Here is a 17,019-nt window from a genome sequence, read left to right as displayed (position 1 = left end):
CCGGCCGCCCGCGGCCGAGCCGGGACTCCGCTTCGAGAGCGTCCGGTTCCGCTACCCCGACGCGCCCCCCGGCTCCCCGCCCCTCCTCGACCGCGTCGACCTCCACATCCGCCCCGGCGAGTCCATGGCGCTGGTCGGGGCCACCGGAAGCGGCAAGACCACCCTCACCGCCCTCGTCCCCCGGCTGCACGAGGTCACCTCGGGCCGCATCACCCTGAACGGCACCGACATCACCGCCATCCCCCGGGACGAGCTGCGCGCCCGGGTCGCCGTGGCCTTCGAGGAACCCACGCTCTTCTCCACGAGCGTCGGTGACAACGTGCTGATGGGGGCGGCGGACGGCGCCGGCACGACGGACCTCGACCGGGCGCTCGCCGTGGCCCAGGCGGAGTTCGCGCACCGGCTCCCGCAGGGCACCGACACCCGCGTCGGCGAACAGGGCCTCAGCCTCTCCGGCGGCCAGCGCCAGCGCCTCGCCCTGGCCCGCGCGGTGGTCGGCCGGCCGGAGTTCCTGGTGCTGGACGACCCGCTGTCCGCCCTGGACGTGCACACGGAAGCCGCCGTGGAGGCCGCGCTGCGGCAGGTCCTCGCCGACACCACCGCCCTGATCGTGGCCCACCGCCCGTCCACGGTGCTGCTCGCCGACCGGGTCGCCCTGCTCTCGGACGGCCGGATCGCCGCCGTCGGCACCCACCAGGAACTGCTGCGCACCAACGCCGAGTACGCCCGTCTGATGTCCGGGGAGCGGTCCCCGGAGCAGGAGGACTCCCGTTGACGACCACGACCGCCTCCACCCCCGCCACGGACCAGGACGGCCCACGCCCCGAGGGGCCCGGCGACCCCTTCGACCGGGACGTCCTGCCCACCCCGCCCGGCGCCACGGCCGTCCTGCTGCGCTCCCTGCTCGCGCCGATGAGGTCCCGCGTCGGCCTCACGACCCTCCTGCTGCTGCTCCAGCAGACGGCGGTGCAGGCGGGTCCGCTGCTGGTGGCGTACGCCATCGACAGCGCCGTACCGGCCTTCCGGGACCACCGCCACGGCCCGCTGATCGCGGTGGGCACCGGCTATCTGCTGTGCGCCCTCGCCTCCGGGGCGCTGCAGTTCGCTTTCATCGAAACCTCGGCCCGGGTCAGCCAGGACGTGCTGCTGGACCTGCGCGGCCGGATCTTCCGGCACGCGCAGGCGCTGAGCGTCGACTTCCACGAGCGGTACACGTCCGGGCGGCTGATCTCCCGCTCCACCACGGACGTCGAGTCACTGCGCGAACTCCTCGACGACGGCCTGCAGGAGTTGGTGACCGTCGTGCTGTCCTTCGTCTACATCTCGGCGATGCTGCTCTGGCTGGACCTCGGCCTCGGCGCGGTCGCGGTGGCCTCCTTCGTGCCCCTGTACCTGCTCGTCCGGCTCTACCAGCGGCGCGCGGGGCGGGTCTTCCGGGCGCGGTCCACGGCGATCGCGGCGGTGATCGTGAAGTTCGTGGAGACGATGAACGGCATCCGGCCGGTACGGGCCTTCCGCCGGGAGGCCGCGAACGACGCCGAGTTCGCCGTCCTGAACCGCGGGCACGAGCGGACGAACGGCGACGGGCTGCTGGAGATGGCCCGGTACGTGGTGGGATCCCGGCTGGTGGCCAACACGGCGGTCGCGGCGATCGTGCTGTGGGGCGCCTACCGGGTGGCGTCCGGCTCGCTGGACCTGGGCGTGCTCGCGGCGGCGGTGCTGTACCTGCGCCGGCTGTACGACCCGATCGACCGGCTCGGGATGTTCCTGAACTCCTACCAGTCGGCCGCCGCCTCACTGGAGAAGATCGCGGGACTGCTGGCCCAGACCCCGTCCGTGCCGGAGCCGGGCGCGCCCCGCGAACTGCCCGCGCCGAAGGACGAGTTTCCCGGCCGCGAGGTCGTCTTCGACGGGGTCCGTTTCGCCTACCGCACCGGCGGCGAGGTGCTGCCCCGCTTCGGCCTGACGATCCCGGCCGGGCAGACGGTCGCGGTCGTCGGCTCCACCGGCGCCGGCAAGTCCACGCTCGCCAAGCTCCTCGCCCGTTTCTACGACCCCTCCGAGGGGCGCGTGCTGCTGGACGGCGTGGACCTGCGCGAGCTGGCCGTGCCCGAACTGCGGCGCGGGGTGGTGATGGTCACGCAGGAGGCGTTCCTGTTCTCCGGCACCGTCGCGGACAACATCGCGATCGGCCGCCCGGACGCGTCCCGGCAGGAGATCGAGCGGGCCGCGAAGGCCATCGGCGCGCACGAGTTCATCAGCGCGCTGCCCGACGGGTACGACACGGACGTCCGCAAGCGCGGCGGCCGCATCTCCGCCGGGCAGCGCCAACTGGTCGCGTTCGCTAGGGCGTTGCTCGCCGACCCGGCGGTGCTGATCCTGGACGAGGCGACCAGCTCCCTCGACATCCCGGGCGAACGGGCCGTGCAGCAGGCGATGTCGACGGTGCTGCGCGGCCGTACCGCGGTGGTGATCGCGCACCGGCTGTCCACCGTGGAGATCGCCGACCGGGTGCTCGTGATGGAGCACGGCCGGATCGTCGAGGACGGCACGCCGGCCGAACTCGTCGCCGGCACCGGCCGGTTCGCCGACCTGCACAGGGCGTGGCGGGAGAGCCTGGCATAACCTGTGTCCGACCGCCCCGCCTCCGGCCCGCGCCGGACGGGGCACCAGAGCGAGATCACCCGGGGGCGCTCGCGGCGTGCCCGGATCCACGGGGGAGACGGAAGTGGAAGCGATCATGCGGCCCGACGACGGCTGCACGGTGGGGCTGTTCTGGGTCACGGCGGCCGGCGCCTACGTAGGGGCCCCGGCCGCGGCACCGGCACCGAACGTGGGGCTCACGGCATCGGGGCCCCGCGTCACCGGCCCGAACCCGGCCGCGTGGGCCTGGTCCGACATCGCCGGCATCGAGGTCACCGAGGTCCCGGTCCGCTCCACCCTGCGACGCTGGGCGACGCACGCGGCGAGCTTCGCCGCGGCGGCCCTGGACGCCTGGGTGCCGGGCAGCCCCACCGAGATGACCGTGTCCCTCACCACGCCCGGCGGCACACTCCGCACGCCCGTCTACTCCAGCGCCGCGGTCGCCTACTCCGCACAGGAGGCCGCTCTCTCCCGGCAGTTGATCGACCGCTTCACCCGGGGCACCGCCACGCCCGACGTGATGACCGAGTGGTGGGCCCGGACCCGGCCGGCCGGCGTCCTGCGGTCCCGCGAGCGGGAGGCCCTGCTCGCACGCTGGCTCACCCGCGACTGACCGGCCGGCCGCCCCGAACGCAACACTGGAGGGCATCCGGGGCGATCACGGCACCCCCAGCTCGAACAGCGCGTACCCCGCGTACGAGCCGGAGGCGAGCGCGGCGATGCCGAGCAGGGTGCACTGCACGGGCAGGCTCAGCCGGCGCATGGCGACCGCGAGCGGCAGGAACAGCGGGAAGCAGGGCAGCAGATAGCGGGAGACGTTCGCGAAGATCTGCTGGCTGCCGAGGACCAGCGCGAGCGTCAGCACGGTGTGCACGACCAGTACCGCGGGCGGGCGCAGACGTATCAGCAGCGGCAGCAGCGCGAGGGCGAGCACGACCACGCCGACCCCTATGACGTCCGCGAAGGGGTAGGCGAACAGATAGCCGCCGAAGTGGCCCACCGGCACGGAGGTCAGCACGTCCAGGGTCTGTCTGCCGTAGTCGAAGCTGTGCGCCCACGCGCCCGACTGGAGCTTGAAGTAGCCGCTCAGATCGCCCATCCGGTTGCCCACCCAGAGCAGATAGCCGAGCAGCCCGAGCGGCGCCAGGGCCAGGGCGGCCAGCGGGCGCCCGGCGTCGTCCTCGCCGCGGCGCAGCGCGAGCAGCGCGGCGACGGCGAGCGCGGCGATCAGCGCGGCGGCCGTGGGACGGTTGAGGCCGGCCGCGAAGGTGAGCACCCCGGCGGTCAGCCAGCGGCGGGTCATGACGGCGTGGCAGGCCCAGACGGCCAGGGCCACGTAGAGCGAGTCGGAGTAGACCGCCCACTCCACGCCCGAGCCCGGCCACACCGCCCACAGCCCGGCCGCCGCCAGCCCGGCCCGCCGGCCGCCGAACCGCTCGGCGACCGCGTACACGCCGAGGGCGGCCGCGAAGGAGGCGAGGACCGAGACCAGCATCCCGGCGCCGTAGGGGCCGAGACCGGTGACGGCGGAGGTCATCCGCATCAGCGCCGGGTACAGCGGGAAGAACGCCGCCGAGTTGCCCTCCAGCGTGATCATTCCGGTGGCGCCCGGGACCGGGACGAGCTTCGGGTCGTAGCCGTGCAGGGCGATCTGCTGGTACCACCAGCCGTCCCAGGTGGCCGGCACGTCCCAGGCGTGGGCCCCGCCGCCGAACCGGAAGTCCTTGGTGCGGTAGTCCCCGGCGGAGGACAGCAGGTACATGAACGAGCAGAAACCGGCCAGCTTCAGCGTGCCGTACAGCGCCAGGACCGGGCCGTGCCGGCGGGCGGCGGCACGCAGGCGCGAGCCGGGCACGGCGTCCGTGGCGGGGGTCCGCAGCCCCGGCAGGGTCGCCGTCATGCGGTCGTACGGGGACGGCGGGCGGGCAGGGTGCGCCGCATCCGCGCGATCCCCCGCAGGTCGGCCAGCGCGGTGGCGAGGATGTCCACGCTGCTGTCGGGGTCGTCGACCCAGTCCACCGGCACCTCGTGGATCCGCAGGCCCGCCCGCTCGGCGAGCACCAGCAGCTCGGTGTCGAAGAACCACTCCCCGTCGCGCACCAGCGGCAGCAGCCGCTCGGCGACCTCGCGCCGCACCGCCTTGAAGCCGCACTGCGCGTCGGAGAAGCCGACGGCGAGCGTGCAGCGCAGCAGGACGTTGTAGCAGCGGGAGATGACCTCCCGCTTGGGCCCGCGCACCACCCGCGCGCTCCGCGCGAGACGGGTGCCGATGGCCAGGTCGGAGTGGCCGGAGATCAGCGGCGCCACCAGCGGCAGCAGCGCCGCGAGCCCGGTCGACAGATCGACGTCCAGGTACGCGAGGACGGGCGCCCGCGAACCCGACCAGGCCGCCCTCAGCGCCCGGCCGCGGCCCTTCTCCGGCAGCCGGAGCGAGGTCACCTCGGGCAGCTCCGCCGCGAGCCGGGCGGCGATGTCCGGGGTGCGGTCGGTGCTCGCGTTGTCGGCGATCGTGATCCGGAACGGATAGGGGAAGGTGTCCCGCAGGTGCGTGTGCAGCCGGCGGACGTTCGGCTCCAGGTCCTTCTCCTCGTTGAACACCGGCACGACCATGTCCAGGACGGGCTCGTCGTGGCTGGTCGGAAGGGGGGCGCGGCGGGGCGCCGGGGCCATGGCCGGCAGCCGGCCTGAGCGGAGTTCTGTCACGTTGATCCCCGTTTGTTCCTGTGTTTCGGGCATGCCGAAGGCACGCGAGTGGGTTGGAGGGTGCGCGCGCTAGCCGGTCGGACCGGCCACCGAGGTGGGGTGGTCCGAGGGCCCGGCCGGTGAGCTGACCGGCGCGGAGGCGGGCGGTGTGGTCGCGGTGGCCGTGGCGGTCGGCGGCCCCTGGGTGGCGGTGGCCGAACTCCCGGCCACCGAGGTCGCGGTGGCGGTCGGCGGCCCGGAGGTGGTGGAGGACTCCCCCGTCGGGGTGATGGTCGTCGCGGGCGGGCTAGGCGGCCCGGACGCGCTCGGCGACGTGGTCGGCAGCGGTGTCGGACTCGTCAGGGGCCGGGGGTGCGGGGCGCTGGGCCGGTCGTCGGTGTGGCCGTGCGGCCACAGCAGCAGACCGAGGCCGAGCCCGGCCACCGCCAGCACGGATCCGGCGGCCCGGCGCGCCGTGCGCACCCGGCGGCGGACCCGCACGCCCGCGCGGATCCGGTCCCGGTGCCGGGCCTCGAACGGCGCCTGGTCCTGCGCGGTGTGCATCAGCCGCGTCAACTGCCGCTCGAAGTGGTCCAGGTGGTGGTCCGTCCGACCCATGTGATCGGTGTGATCCAGGTGCTCCATGGTTCCCCCCTCACCCCACCGGCTCGATGACGTCGGACAGCAGCCGGCGCAGCCGGGCCACCCCGCGCGCGGCGTGGGACCGGGCGGTGCCCACCGGGCACCCCAGCGTCTCGGCGACCTGCCGGTCGGGCAGGTCCTGGTAGTAGCGCAGCACCACGGCGGCCCGCTGCTGCGGAGTCAGCTGCGCGAGCGCCGCCTCCAGCCGGGACCGCTCGGCCACGGCCGCCGACATGTCGCCGGCCGCCGCCACCTCGGGCAGCTCCTCGACGGGCCGCTCGCCCCACCAGCGCCGGCGGGCCGAGCGGGCCGCGGCCCGCGCCAGCACCTTGCGCACATAGGCCTCCGGCGCCTCGTCGGCGACCTTCGGCCAGACGAACCACAGCTTGACCAGGGACTCCTGCAACAGGTCCTCGGCCCGGTGCCGATCCCCTCCGGTGAGCAGACGGGCCAGGTGGAACAACACCGACCAGCGGGCCGCCACGAACGCGTCGTACTCACCGGCCCCACGCTGCTCCATCCCACGGTCCCGTCCTCGCCGGCTGTGTACACCTGGAGAAAGGCCCTGGGGCCCGTCCCGCGCTGCACCCCGCGAGAGTGATCCGCGTCACGCACCCTGTTCACACAGGGTCACAGGACCCGCAGCAGCAGCACCGTCCGCGCCGGCACCGTGATCTCCGTGCCCGCCGCGTGGACCGTGCCCGGCGGCTCCGCCTGGTCCTCCCGGGAGGTGTCCACGACCACCTCGTACCGCTCGGCCCACGGGGCGCCGGGCAGCACGAAGCCCGTCGTGCGGTCGCCCGCGTGCAGCACCGCGAGGAAGCTGTCGTCCAGGACCGGCGCGCCCCGCTCGTCCCGGCCCGGGATGTCCCGCCCGGAGAGGTACATGCCGAGCGTGGCGGCGGGCGCGTACCAGTCGCCCTCGGTCATCTCCGCGCCCCGCGAGGTGAACCAGGCCAGATCCCGCAGCCCGTCCGCCGAGTGCGCCCGGCCGGAGAAGAAGGCGCGGCGGCGCAGCACCGGGTGCCGGTGGCGCAGGGCGATCAGCCGGGAGGTCAGGTCGAACAGCGCACGCCAGCCGGGCTCGTCGAGCAGCGACCAGTCCAGCCAGCTGATCTCGTTGTCCTGGCAGTAGGCGTTGTTGTTGCCGCGCTGGGTGCGGCCGAGTTCGTCGCCGGCCACCAGCATCGGCACGCCGGTGGACAGCAGCAGCGTGGTCAGCAGGTTCCTGAGCTGCCTGCGCCGCACCGCCCGTACCCGTCCGTCGCCGCTCTCGCCCTCCACCCCGCAGTTCCAGGACCGGTTGTCGTTCGTGCCGTCCCGGTCGCTCTCGCCGTTGGCCTCGTTGTGCTTCGTCCCGTACGACACCAGGTCGCGCAGGGTGAAGCCGTCGTGCGCGGTGACGAAGTTGACCGAGGCGTAGGGACGGCGGCCGCCCCAGGCGTACAGGTCGCTGGAGCCGGAGAGGCGGTAGCCCATCTCGCGGACGTCGGGCAGGGCGTGCCGCCAGAAGTCCCGGACGGCGTTGCGGTAGCGGTCGTTCCACTCCGTCCACAGCGGCGGGAAGGCGCCCACCTGGTAGCCGCCGGAGCCGATGTCCCAGGGCTCGGCGATGAGCTTCACCCGGCGCAGCACCGGGTCCTGGGCGATCACCGCGAGGAAGGGGGAGAGCATGTCGACGTCGTGCATCGAGCGGGCGAGCGCCGCCGCCAGGTCGAAGCGGAAGCCGTCCACGCCCATCTCCGTCACCCAGTAGCGCAGCGAGTCGGTGATCAGCCGCAGCACCTGCGGCTGCACCACGTGCAGGGTGTTGCCGCAGCCGGTGTAGTCGGCGTAGCGGCGGGCGTCGTCCTGGAGGCGGTAGTAGCCGCGGTTGTCGATGCCCTTCAGGGACAGGGTCGGACCCAGCTCGCCCGCCTCGGCGGTGTGGTTGTAGACCACGTCGAGGATGACCTCGATGCCGGCCGCGTGCAGCGCGCGGACCATCCGCTTGAACTCGCCGACCTGCCCGCCCGTCGTACCGGAGGCCGCGTAGGCGGCGTGCGGGGCGAAGTAGCCGATGGAGTTGTAGCCCCAGTAGTTCGTCAGGCCCCGGCGCAGCAGGTGGTCCTCGTGCGCGAACTGGTGGACCGGCAGCAGCTCGACCGCCGTGACGCCCAGCCGCACCAGGTGCGCGATCGCGGCCGGGTGCGCCAGCCCGGCGTAGGTGCCGCGCAGCTCCTCGGGGACGTCCGGGTGCAGCTTGGTGAAGCCGCGCACGTGCAGCTCGTAGATGACGGAGTCCGCCCACGGCGTCTTGGGGCGGCGGTCGTCGGACCAGTCGTCGTCGTCGTGGACGACGACCCCCTTCGGGACGTGCGGCGCGGAGTCCCGGTCGTCGCGCACGGTGTCCGCCACGTGCTGCTGCGGCCAGTCCCGCACATGCCCGTACACCTCCGGCGGCAGCCGGAACTCGCCGTCCACCGCCCGGGCGTACGGGTCCAGCAGCAGCTTGGCCGGATTCCAGCGGGCGCCGGTCCACGGGTCCCAGCGGCCCTCCACCCGGTAGCCGTACCGCTGCCCGGGCATCACACCGGGGACGAAGCCGTGCCAGATCTCGTGCGTCAGTTCGGTCAGCGGGACCTGGGTCTCCCGGCCGCCCTCGTCGAACAGGCACACCCGGACCGCCTCCGCCCCGGCGGCCCACAGCGCGAAGTTGGTGCCCGCGACCCCGTCGGGACCGACCCGGAAGCGGGCCCCCAGCGGCGTCGGCGCGCCCGGCCACACCGCCGGGACGGGCGGTGCGGCGCGCCGGGCGCCGTTCACCCCGGCCGCCGGTTGCCCGCTCCCGGTGGCCGGCTCACCGGCCGGTGCCCGCTGCTCGGCTGCGCTCGTCACCTGTCGGCCCCTCTTTCAGTGGCTCGGCCCGGGGGCGGCGCAGTCCACCGCACCGGCCGGCCGAGCGTGCGCGAAGACACCCTCGACCAGCCGGTACGGCTGCGCCCCGACGGCTTTGGCGCGGGCGCGGCGGCTCCCCGACGTGTCGTCCTTCCCACAGTTCTGCCCAGTGCATGGGTCGCACTCACGTTTCCCCGGAGCGGGCAGCGTCGTTGGGACCCGTGTGAGGCACGCACAAGGACGCGCACGGCGCGCGGGGGCCGCGCTGGCCGCCGTACTGACATGGGTGGGACTGCTGGCAGGCTGCTCCGCGGACGGCTCCGGACCGCTGGGCCTGGGCGGGTCGCTCGACAGACCACCGGCCCCCAGGGACGCCATCCGCGTCTCCCCGGACGACGGCAGCAAGGCCGTCCGCCCCGACCGGCGGCTACGGGTACGGGTGCCCGACGGGCGCCTGGAGAAGGTGACCGTCGTCAGGCACCAGGACGCGCAGGACTCGCCGGTACCCGGGCACATCAGTGCCGACGGCCTGACCTGGCGGCCCAACGACGACCGGCTGGCGCTCGCCGCCAAGTACACCGTCGACGCGGTCGCGCTGGACGCCGGGGGCCGCCGCTCGGCCCGGCACACCACCTTCACCACCTACGTCCCCGACCAGCGGTTCATCGGCTACGTCACCCCCGAGAACCGCGCCACCGTCGGCACCGGGATGATCGTCTCCCTGGCCTTCAGCACCGACATCACCGACCGCGCCGCCGTCGAACGCGCGGTGCGCGTCACCGCGCAGCCCCCCGTCGAGATCCGCTCGCACTGGTTCGGCAAGAACCGTCTGGACTTCCGTCCCGAGCGCTACTGGAAACCCGGCACCGAGGTCACCGTCGACCTCGGCCTCCGGGACGTCGAGGGGGCGAAAGGCGTCTACGGCCTGCAGTCCAGGACGTTCGCCTTCACCGTCGGCCGCAGCCAGGTCTCCCTGGTCGACGCGGAGAAACACACCATGGAGGTGCGCCGCGACGGCCGGCTCGTCGCCACCGTCCCGATCACGGCGGGCGCCCCCAAGCACCCCACGTACAACGGGAAGATGGTGGTGATGGACATGCTGGAGGAGACCCGCATGAACAGCCAGACGGTCGGCTTCGGCGGCGAGTACGACATCCCCGACGTCCCGCACGCCATGAGGCTCACCGACTCCGGCACCTTCCTGCACGGCAACTACTGGAGCCCGGAGGCCCCCGGAGTCGTCAACGTCAGCCACGGCTGCGTGGGCCTCAGGGACGTCAAGGGCGGCAGCTCGGACACCCCCGCGGGCTGGTTCTTCGACCGCAGCCTCGTCGGCGACGTCGTCGAGGTCGTCAACAGCGAGGACAAGACGGTGTCCCCCGACAACGGCCTCGGCGGCTGGAACATGGGCTGGCAGGAATGGAAGGCGGGCGGCGCGGTGAAGTAACCACGTGGGGCGCGCGGTTCGGGACGCGGGTGGCGGGCGGAAGTTGCGACGCAACGGTGACATTCGCCTGACACCCCGCTCAAAACCAGGCGGTTAATATGCGCGCACCGATGTGGTGGGGAGCGGGCCTGTGACCTGGCCCGGCGAGGGGAGAACAACTTGAACATACGGCCTATACCGGGGGCGTCGGAGGCGGGGCGGCGAGGCCGTAAGGGGTGGGGGCTCATAGCCGGCGCCCTGGTGCTGTCGCTCGCGGCGTGCGGCGGGGGCGGGGGCAGGACCGCGAACGCCGGCTCCGCCGACGGCAAGGGTTCCGCCACGCAGCAGGGCAGGCAGTCGACGGCCGCCGTGAAAATCTCGCCCAAGTCCGGCGCCAAGGGCGTCGACACCAGCGGAGCGCTCAAGGTCAGCGTGGCCGGGGGCAGGCTGACCGAGGTCACCGTCAAGGACGGCAAGGGCGCCGAGGTCGGCGGCACGATCACCGGCGGCGGCGCGTCCTGGACGCCGTCGACCCACCTGGCCGCCGCCACCAAGTACACCGTGCACGCGGTCGCCAAGGACTCCGACGGCCGCGAGGCCGCCGAGGACTCCACGTTCACCACGCTGACCCCGAAGAACACCTTCCTCGGCTACTTCACCCCCGAGGACGGCTCCACCGTCGGCGTCGGCATGCCGTTCTCGATCAACTTCACCCGGGGCATCACCCACCCCGACGCCGTCGAGAAGGCCGTGAAGATCAGGACCGAGCCGGCCGTCGACGTCGAGGGTCACTGGTTCGACAACGACCGCCTGGACTTCCGCCCCGAGCACTACTGGAAGTCCGGCACCAAGGTCACCGTCGAGCTGGACCTGGACGGCGTCCAGGGCCGTGACGGCGTCTACGGCGAGCAGCACAAGACCGTGAAGTTCACCATCGGCCGCGACCAGGTCTCCGTCGTGGACGCCAAGAAGCACACCATGAAGATCACCCAGGACGGCAAGGTCGTCAAGACCCTCCCGGTCACCACCGGCAAGCCCGGCTACGACACCTGGAACGGCCAGATGGTCATCAGCGAGAAGCTCGCGGTGACCCGTATGAACGGCGAGACGGTCGGCTACGGCGGCGAGTACGACATCAAGGACGTCCCGCACGCCCTGCGCCTGACCACCTCCGGCACCTTCGCCCACGGCAACTACTGGGGCGGCGACGCCTTCGGCAACTACAACGCCAGCCACGGCTGCATCGGCCTGCGCGACGTGCGCGGCGGCGGCGACAGCTCCACCCCGGCGGCCTGGTTCTTCGACCACTCGATCCTCGGTGACGTGGTGGTCGTGAAGAACGCCCACGACCGCACGGTGGACCCGGCCAACGGCCTCAACGGCTGGAACATGTCGTGGGCCGACTGGACCAGGTGAGCGCCCGCTGAACCACGGGCCCGGTGCTGTGACCTACGGCACCGGGCCCGTTGTCGTTAGTGGCCGTTAACCTGGCCTGCATGACCGTCTCTCTCGAAGTCGCCGAAGGCGTCGGCACCCTGCGCCTGGACCGTCCGCCGATGAACGCGCTGGACGTCGCCACCCAGGACCGGCTGAAGGAACTCGCCGAGGAGGCCACGCGCCGCGACGACGTGCGCGCCGTGGTCATCTACGGCGGCGAGCGGGTGTTCGCGGCGGGCGCGGACATCAAGGAGATGCAGAACATGGACCACGCCGCGATGGTCCAGCGCGCCCGCGCCCTGCAGGACTCCTTCACCGCCGTGGCCCGCATCCCCAAGCCCGTCGTCGCGGCCATCACCGGCTACGCGCTCGGCGGCGGCTGCGAACTGGCCCTGTGCGCCGACTACCGCATCGCCGCCGAGAACGCCAAGCTCGGCCAGCCCGAGATCCTGCTCGGCCTGATCCCGGGCGCCGGCGGCACCCAGCGCCTGCCCCGGCTGGTCGGTCCCTCCAAGGCCAAGGACCTCATCTTCACGGGCCGTCAGGTCAGGGCCGACGAGGCCCTCGCGATCGGCCTGGTGGACCGGGTCGTCCCGGCCGCCGAGGTCTACGAGCAGGCGCACGCCTGGGCCGCGAAGCTCGCCCAGGGCCCGGCGATCGCGCTGCGCGCCGCGAAGGAGTCGATCGACACCGGCATCGAGACCGACCTCGACACCGGGCTCGCCGTCGAGCGCAACTGGTTCGCGGGTCTGTTCGCCACCGAGGACCGCGAGCGGGGCATGCGCAGCTTCGTCGAGGAGGGGCCGGGCAAGGCCAAGTTCCTCTGAGCGTCACGGTGTGAACTTCCCTACGCCCCCTTGCAATTGACACGCTGTCTGATCCGGGTCCCTCGATGGGGCGGTTTATGGGAGCCTTAAGGCAACCTTAAGCCTGTCTTGTCGGGGGAGTCTGTCGATTGCCCGAAAGCGAGCCGTCCGCGCAGGTCGCGGCGGGTGTACCGGCGAGTGACATGCCTTGGGCATATGCCGGTCGACGGGCGGAGAGCAGGGGCGTGCAAGGGGCGTATTCCTGCGGAACGGCCACCAAGACGGCTCCGGACGGCCATCATGGGGGCATGGCGGGGCTGGAGGGCATCGAACAGCCGCGGGGACACAGTCGTGCGGCCGCGGCACGCTGGTCGCCCGCGGTCGAGGACGAACGGGCGCTCAAGGCGCTCGAACTGTTCGGCGATCCGACGGAGACAGAGGTACCGCTGCCGTCCCGCCCCGAATCCGCGGCCACCGCCCGCCGGCTCGCCCAGGTCGTCGTCCTGCGCACCTGGCGGCTGACCCCCAAGCTGACCGAGGACACGGTCCTGCTCGTGTCGGAACTCGTCGGCAACGCGGTACGGCACACCGGCGCCCGCGTCTTCGGCCTTCGGATGCGCCGGCGCCCCGGCTGGATCCGCGTCGAGGTCCGCGATCCCTCGCGCGGGCTGCCCTGCCTGATGCCGGTTCAGGAGATGGACGTCAGCGGCCGCGGCCTGTTCCTCGTCGACAAGCTCTCCGACCGCTGGGGCGTGGACCTGCTGCCACGGGGTAAGACCACCTGGTTCGAGATGCGGGTCGCCGACCGCTAGCCGGAGCGTCATGACCGTCGGCACGACCCGAAGTCGTCCCTCTTTCGGGCTAATCGGCGCTTTTCTTACCTAGCGCCCCTTAAATGGTGCGGGTGACCACCACCAACCGACGCGGGGTGCTGCGCGCGGGTGCCGGGCTCGTGGCCGGCGGCGCGCTCGCCGCCGGTTGCGGCGCAGGCCAGGCCGCCCCATCCGGCACCCCGACCGCCGAGACGACCACGTCCCCCAGCGCCGGCAGCCCGTCCGCCGGCGCACCCTCGACCGGCGCCCGGGCCGCTCCCGCCCCCCGGGCCTACCCCGGGCAGCCCGTCCAGATCACCCACGGACCGCGCACCCGCCCGCAGATCGCCCTCACCTTCCACGGCCAGGGCGACCCCGCCATCGCCCACTCCCTGCTCACCACGGCCGAGCGGCACGGCGCACGGCTCACCGTGCTCGCCGTCGGCACCTGGCTGGACGAACACCCCGACATCGCCCGCCGCATCATCGACGGCGGGCACGACCTCGGCAACCACACCCAGCGGCACATCGCCGTCAACGACCTCGCCGAGGCGGACGCCCGCAGGGAGATCACCGACTGCGCCGACCGCCTGAAGCGGCTCACCGGGTCCATCGGCACCTGGTTCCGCCCCTCCCGCTCGCCGACCGCCTCCCCGCTCGTCGCCCGGCTGGCCCACACCGCGGGCTACCCGCACGTCCTGTCGTACGAGGTCGACTCGCTCGACTACACCCGCCCGGGCGCCGCCGCCGTCACCCGCAAGGTCCTCGCGGAGGTGCGGAACGGCTCGGTGGTGAGCTTGCATTTCGGGTACCCGGACACGGTCGCCGCCCTCCCCGACGTCCTCCATGAACTCGACCGCCGTGGCCTGCACGCGGTCACCACCACGGAGCTGCTGAGCTGATGCGAACCACGAAAGCCGCCCGGCTGCTGGCCGCCGGCGCCGCCCTCACCGCCCTGTCCCTGCTGTCCGCGTGCAGCGGCGGGGACCAGCACCACGAGAACGAGCCCACCGCCAGCAAGGCGCCCCTCCAGCCGCAGGTGAACAAGGAGCAGGTGAACGTCCTGCCCGGGATGCCCCCGGTCGAGGACCCGACCGACCTCTACTCGGCCGACCGCCCCGGCCGCCTCTCCCCGGTGGTCAAGGACTTCCCCTCCCGGGTGTACGTGCCCAACACCAACTCCAACACCGTCACCGTCATCGACCCCGCGACCTACAAGGTGCTCGGCACCATCCCGGTCGGCCACCAGCCCCAGCACGTCGTGCCGTCCTGGGACCTGAAGACCCTGTGGGTCAACAACGACCTCGGCAACAGCCTGACCCCCATCGATCCGAGAACCGGCAAGGCGGGCAAGCCCGTCGCCGTGCACGACCCGTACAACCTGTACTTCACGCCCGACGGCAAGTACGCCGTCGTCATGGCCTCCATGGACCGTGCACTCGTCTTCCGCGACGCCCACACCATGAAGGTCGTCAAGACGGTGCCGGTCAGCTGCTACGGCGTCAACCACGCGGACTTCTCCGTCGACGGCCGCTACTTCATCGTCTCCTGCGAGTTCAGCGGCGAGATCCTCAAGGTCGACACCGCGCAGATGAAGGTGATCCGCCAGGAGAAGCTGCCGTTCCACGGCGCGATGCCGCAGGACGTCAAGATCTCCCCGGACGGCAAGCTGTTCTACATCGCCGACATGATGGCCGACGGCATGTGGATCCTGGACGGCGACAAGTTCACCAAGCCCAGGTTCCTCGCCACCGGCAAGGGCGCCCACGGCCTCTACATCAGCCGCGACTCCCGCGAGATGTACATCTCCAACCGGGGCGAGGGCACCATCTCCATCTTCGACTTCACCCAGAACCGGCTCACCAAGAAGTGGCGCCTGCCCGGCGGCGGCAGCCCCGACATGGGCGGCGTCTCCGCCGACGGCAAGGTCCTGTGGCTGTCCGGCCGCTACAACTCCGAGGTGTACGCCATCGACACCCGCACCGGCACCGAACTGGCCCGCATCAAGGTCGGCAGCGGACCGCACGGCCTCGCGGTCTACCCCCAGCCGGGCCGCTACTCACTGGGCCACACCGGCATCTTCCGCTGACAGCAGCAGCGCCTCCGCACCCACGGCACGGTAACCGGCCGCCTGGAACGCCCGCAGGCTACGGGCGTTCCCCGGCGCGACCTGGGCCCACAGCGGCTCCGTGACCAGATGCCGGGCGGCGGCCACCAGCAGCCGCCCCAGCCCCCGGTGCCGTGCCTCCTCGTCCACCTCGACCGACACCTCCAGCCGCCCGGCGACCCCGCGCCCCACCACGAGCACCCCGCCCTCGGCCGTCCAGGCACGCACCTCGTCCCGGCGCCTGTGGGCGTAGCGGACCCGGGGACGACCGGCGTCATCTATCTCACGCAGCGCGAGCGGCGGCCCACCCGGCAGCGGCGAGCCCACCAGCAGCGCGTCGACCGTCTCCGTCCGCCGCCCGGTACGGTCCAGCAGGGCGGCCAGGAACCGGGCGTTCAGCGGGGCCGCCAGGGCGTCGCAGTCCACGCCGCCCAGCGTGTCGTACACCCACGCCGGGTCCTCGTCGGTGAAGACCACCGAGTGCGCGGTGAAGGACAGCACCCCGGCGTCACGGGGGGGACGGCTGCGGCACGACCGTCGTACGGCCGTCCGCCGGCGGGAAGAGGCCGTGCGCCGCCGCGTCGAGAATGTCCCGCAAGGTCTCCACCGCGTGCTCCTTGAGTCTCCACCCACTGGAAGGCCCAGACTCGCAGACATGATCGACGACGGCACCGGACTTCTCACCATCGGCGAACTCGCCCGGGCCACCGGACTGACCGTGCGCACCATCCGCTACTGGTCCGACGAGGGCGTGCTCACCCCGGTGGCCCGGTCCAGCGGCGGCTACCGGCTGTACGACGCCGCCTGCGTCGCCCGCCTGGAGCTGATCCGCACCCTGCGCGAGCTGGGCCTCGGCCTGGACGACGTGCGGCGGGTGCTGGCGGGGGAGCGGACGGTGGCGCAGGTCGCGGCCACCCATGTGGCGGCGCTGGACGCGCAGATCCGGTCGCTGAAGGTGACCCGGGCGGTGCTGTCGACCGTGGCGCGACGCGGCTCGACCGCAGAGGAGACGACCCTGATGAACAGACTGGCCCGGCTGTCGGCGGCGGAGCGGCAGCGGATCGTCGACGACTTCGTGGAGGAGATCTTCCGCGGCCTGGACACCGCGGACCCGTGGATCCGGGAGCGGACCCGGACCCTCGGCGTGAGCCTGCCGGACGACCCCGGCCCGGAACAGGTCGACGCCTGGGTGGAACTGGCGGAGCTGCTGAGCGACCCGGACTTCCGGGCCGCCATGCGCCGGATGATCGAGTACAACGCCTCCGACCGCACTCCGGACACCCCGGCCGGCGCCTCGGCGCGGTTCTTCGTGCGGCTGGTCGAACTGGTCGGCGCCGCGCGGGAACGGGGCGTGGCGCCCGAGTCGCCGGAGGCGGACGCCGTCCTGACCGAACTGCTCGGGGCGGGCACCGACCGGGCGGCCGTGCTGCGCCGGATCGATCTGGGCCACGAGGTCGCCCGTTACCGGGAGTTGGCGGCCGTGATCAAGGGCGAGCCGGAGCCTCGGCGCTACCAGGAGGAGTTCGGGTGGGTGGTCGCGGCGCTGAAGGCCTGGCCGGGCCGTTAATCTGACCAGCGTCAGTACGC

Annotated in this window: 14 protein-coding genes and 2 pseudogenes; 10 read left to right on the top strand and 6 right to left on the bottom strand. The window is 72.8% G+C overall.

From position 1 onward, the window contains the following. From ACWEN3_RS05295 to ACWEN3_RS05285, 3 genes are all read left to right on the top strand, one after another. On the top strand, window positions 1–775 hold a 775-nt coding region (locus ACWEN3_RS05295), incomplete at its 5' end, for an ABC transporter ATP-binding protein (RefSeq protein WP_452965888.1). Then, window positions 772–2,625 (top strand): ABC transporter ATP-binding protein, encoded by a 1,854-nt coding sequence (locus tag ACWEN3_RS05290; RefSeq protein WP_452965886.1) that lies wholly within the window; start codon window positions 772–774, stop codon window positions 2,623–2,625. The genes ACWEN3_RS05295 and ACWEN3_RS05290, both read left to right, overlap by 4 nt. Window positions 2,626–2,728: 103 nt before the next feature. Next, window positions 2,729–3,256 (top strand): hypothetical protein, encoded by a 528-nt coding sequence (locus ACWEN3_RS05285; protein WP_452965883.1) that lies wholly within the window; start codon window positions 2,729–2,731, stop codon window positions 3,254–3,256. Between the two features lie 45 nt (window positions 3,257–3,301). Here the strand turns inward: ACWEN3_RS05285 and ACWEN3_RS05280 are convergent, their stop codons facing one another. From ACWEN3_RS05280 to glgX, 5 genes and pseudogenes are all read right to left on the bottom strand, one after another. Then, window positions 3,302–4,543 carry a hypothetical protein gene (locus ACWEN3_RS05280; protein ID WP_452965881.1) on the bottom strand — a complete coding sequence of 414 codons (1,242 nt, stop codon included), beginning with the start codon at window positions 4,541–4,543 and terminating at the stop codon, window positions 3,302–3,304. 23 nt (window positions 4,544–4,566) lie between these two features. Then, window positions 4,567–5,313, bottom strand: a pseudogene (locus ACWEN3_RS05275) (dolichyl-phosphate beta-glucosyltransferase); the annotation flags it as partial. Window positions 5,314–5,415: 102 nt separating this feature from the next. Beyond that, complete coding sequence (locus ACWEN3_RS05270) at window positions 5,416–5,970, bottom strand: hypothetical protein (RefSeq protein ID WP_452965878.1); 555 nt, start codon at window positions 5,968–5,970, stop codon at window positions 5,416–5,418. A 10-nt stretch (window positions 5,971–5,980) separates the two neighbouring features. Next, window positions 5,981–6,487 (bottom strand): SigE family RNA polymerase sigma factor, encoded by a 507-nt coding sequence (locus ACWEN3_RS05265; protein ID WP_452965875.1) that lies wholly within the window; start codon window positions 6,485–6,487, stop codon window positions 5,981–5,983. Window positions 6,488–6,597: 110 nt separating this feature from the next. After that, window positions 6,598–8,844 carry a glycogen debranching protein GlgX gene (glgX, locus tag ACWEN3_RS05260; protein WP_452965873.1) on the bottom strand — a complete coding sequence of 749 codons (2,247 nt, stop codon included), beginning with the start codon at window positions 8,842–8,844 and terminating at the stop codon, window positions 6,598–6,600. Window positions 8,845–9,067: 223 nt separating this feature from the next. Here glgX and ACWEN3_RS05255 point away from each other — a divergent pair, with 223 nt between their 5' ends. The 6 genes from ACWEN3_RS05255 to ACWEN3_RS05230 all read left to right on the top strand — a co-directional run bounded on the left by ACWEN3_RS05255 (window position 9,068) and on the right by ACWEN3_RS05230 (window position 15,414). Beyond that, a complete protein-coding gene (locus tag ACWEN3_RS05255) occupies window positions 9,068–10,291 on the top strand; it encodes a L,D-transpeptidase (RefSeq protein ID WP_452965871.1) in 1,224 nt (407 codons plus the stop codon). Between the two features lie 159 nt (window positions 10,292–10,450). Beyond that, window positions 10,451–11,686 carry a L,D-transpeptidase gene (locus ACWEN3_RS05250; protein WP_452965868.1) on the top strand — a complete coding sequence of 412 codons (1,236 nt, stop codon included), beginning with the start codon at window positions 10,451–10,453 and terminating at the stop codon, window positions 11,684–11,686. 80 nt (window positions 11,687–11,766) lie between these two features. Beyond that, window positions 11,767–12,534, top strand: a complete 768-nt coding sequence (locus ACWEN3_RS05245; protein WP_452965866.1) for an enoyl-CoA hydratase/isomerase family protein — start codon at window positions 11,767–11,769, stop codon at window positions 12,532–12,534. Window positions 12,535–12,821: 287 nt separating this feature from the next. Further along, window positions 12,822–13,325, top strand: coding sequence for an ATP-binding protein (locus ACWEN3_RS05240; protein ID WP_452965864.1), 504 nt, complete (start codon window positions 12,822–12,824; stop codon window positions 13,323–13,325). Between the two features lie 83 nt (window positions 13,326–13,408). Beyond that, window positions 13,409–14,227: a polysaccharide deacetylase family protein gene (locus ACWEN3_RS05235; protein WP_452965862.1), complete on the top strand. Its 819-nt coding sequence runs from the start codon at window positions 13,409–13,411 to the stop codon at window positions 14,225–14,227. Continuing rightward, window positions 14,227–15,414: a YVTN family beta-propeller repeat protein gene (locus ACWEN3_RS05230; RefSeq protein ID WP_452965860.1), complete on the top strand. Its 1,188-nt coding sequence runs from the start codon at window positions 14,227–14,229 to the stop codon at window positions 15,412–15,414. Before ACWEN3_RS05235 ends, ACWEN3_RS05230 begins: the two co-directional genes overlap by 1 nt. Here the strand turns inward: ACWEN3_RS05230 and ACWEN3_RS05225 are convergent. After that, window positions 15,385–16,039: pseudogene (locus ACWEN3_RS05225) on the bottom strand (N-acetyltransferase family protein). The gene ACWEN3_RS05230 and the pseudogene ACWEN3_RS05225 sit on opposite strands and share 30 nt — an antisense overlap. Before the next feature lie 48 nt (window positions 16,040–16,087). On the opposite strand from ACWEN3_RS05225, the gene ACWEN3_RS05220 reads away from it, so the two are divergent. Then, window positions 16,088–16,999, top strand: coding sequence for a helix-turn-helix domain-containing protein (locus tag ACWEN3_RS05220; RefSeq protein WP_452965858.1), 912 nt, complete (start codon window positions 16,088–16,090; stop codon window positions 16,997–16,999). Window positions 17,000–17,019: the final 20 nt, after the last annotated feature.

The organism is Streptomyces sp. NPDC004561, from assembly GCF_053602155.1.
Note: the sequence above shows the minus strand (reverse complement) of the source record. Positions and strands in the feature narration are given on the sequence as shown.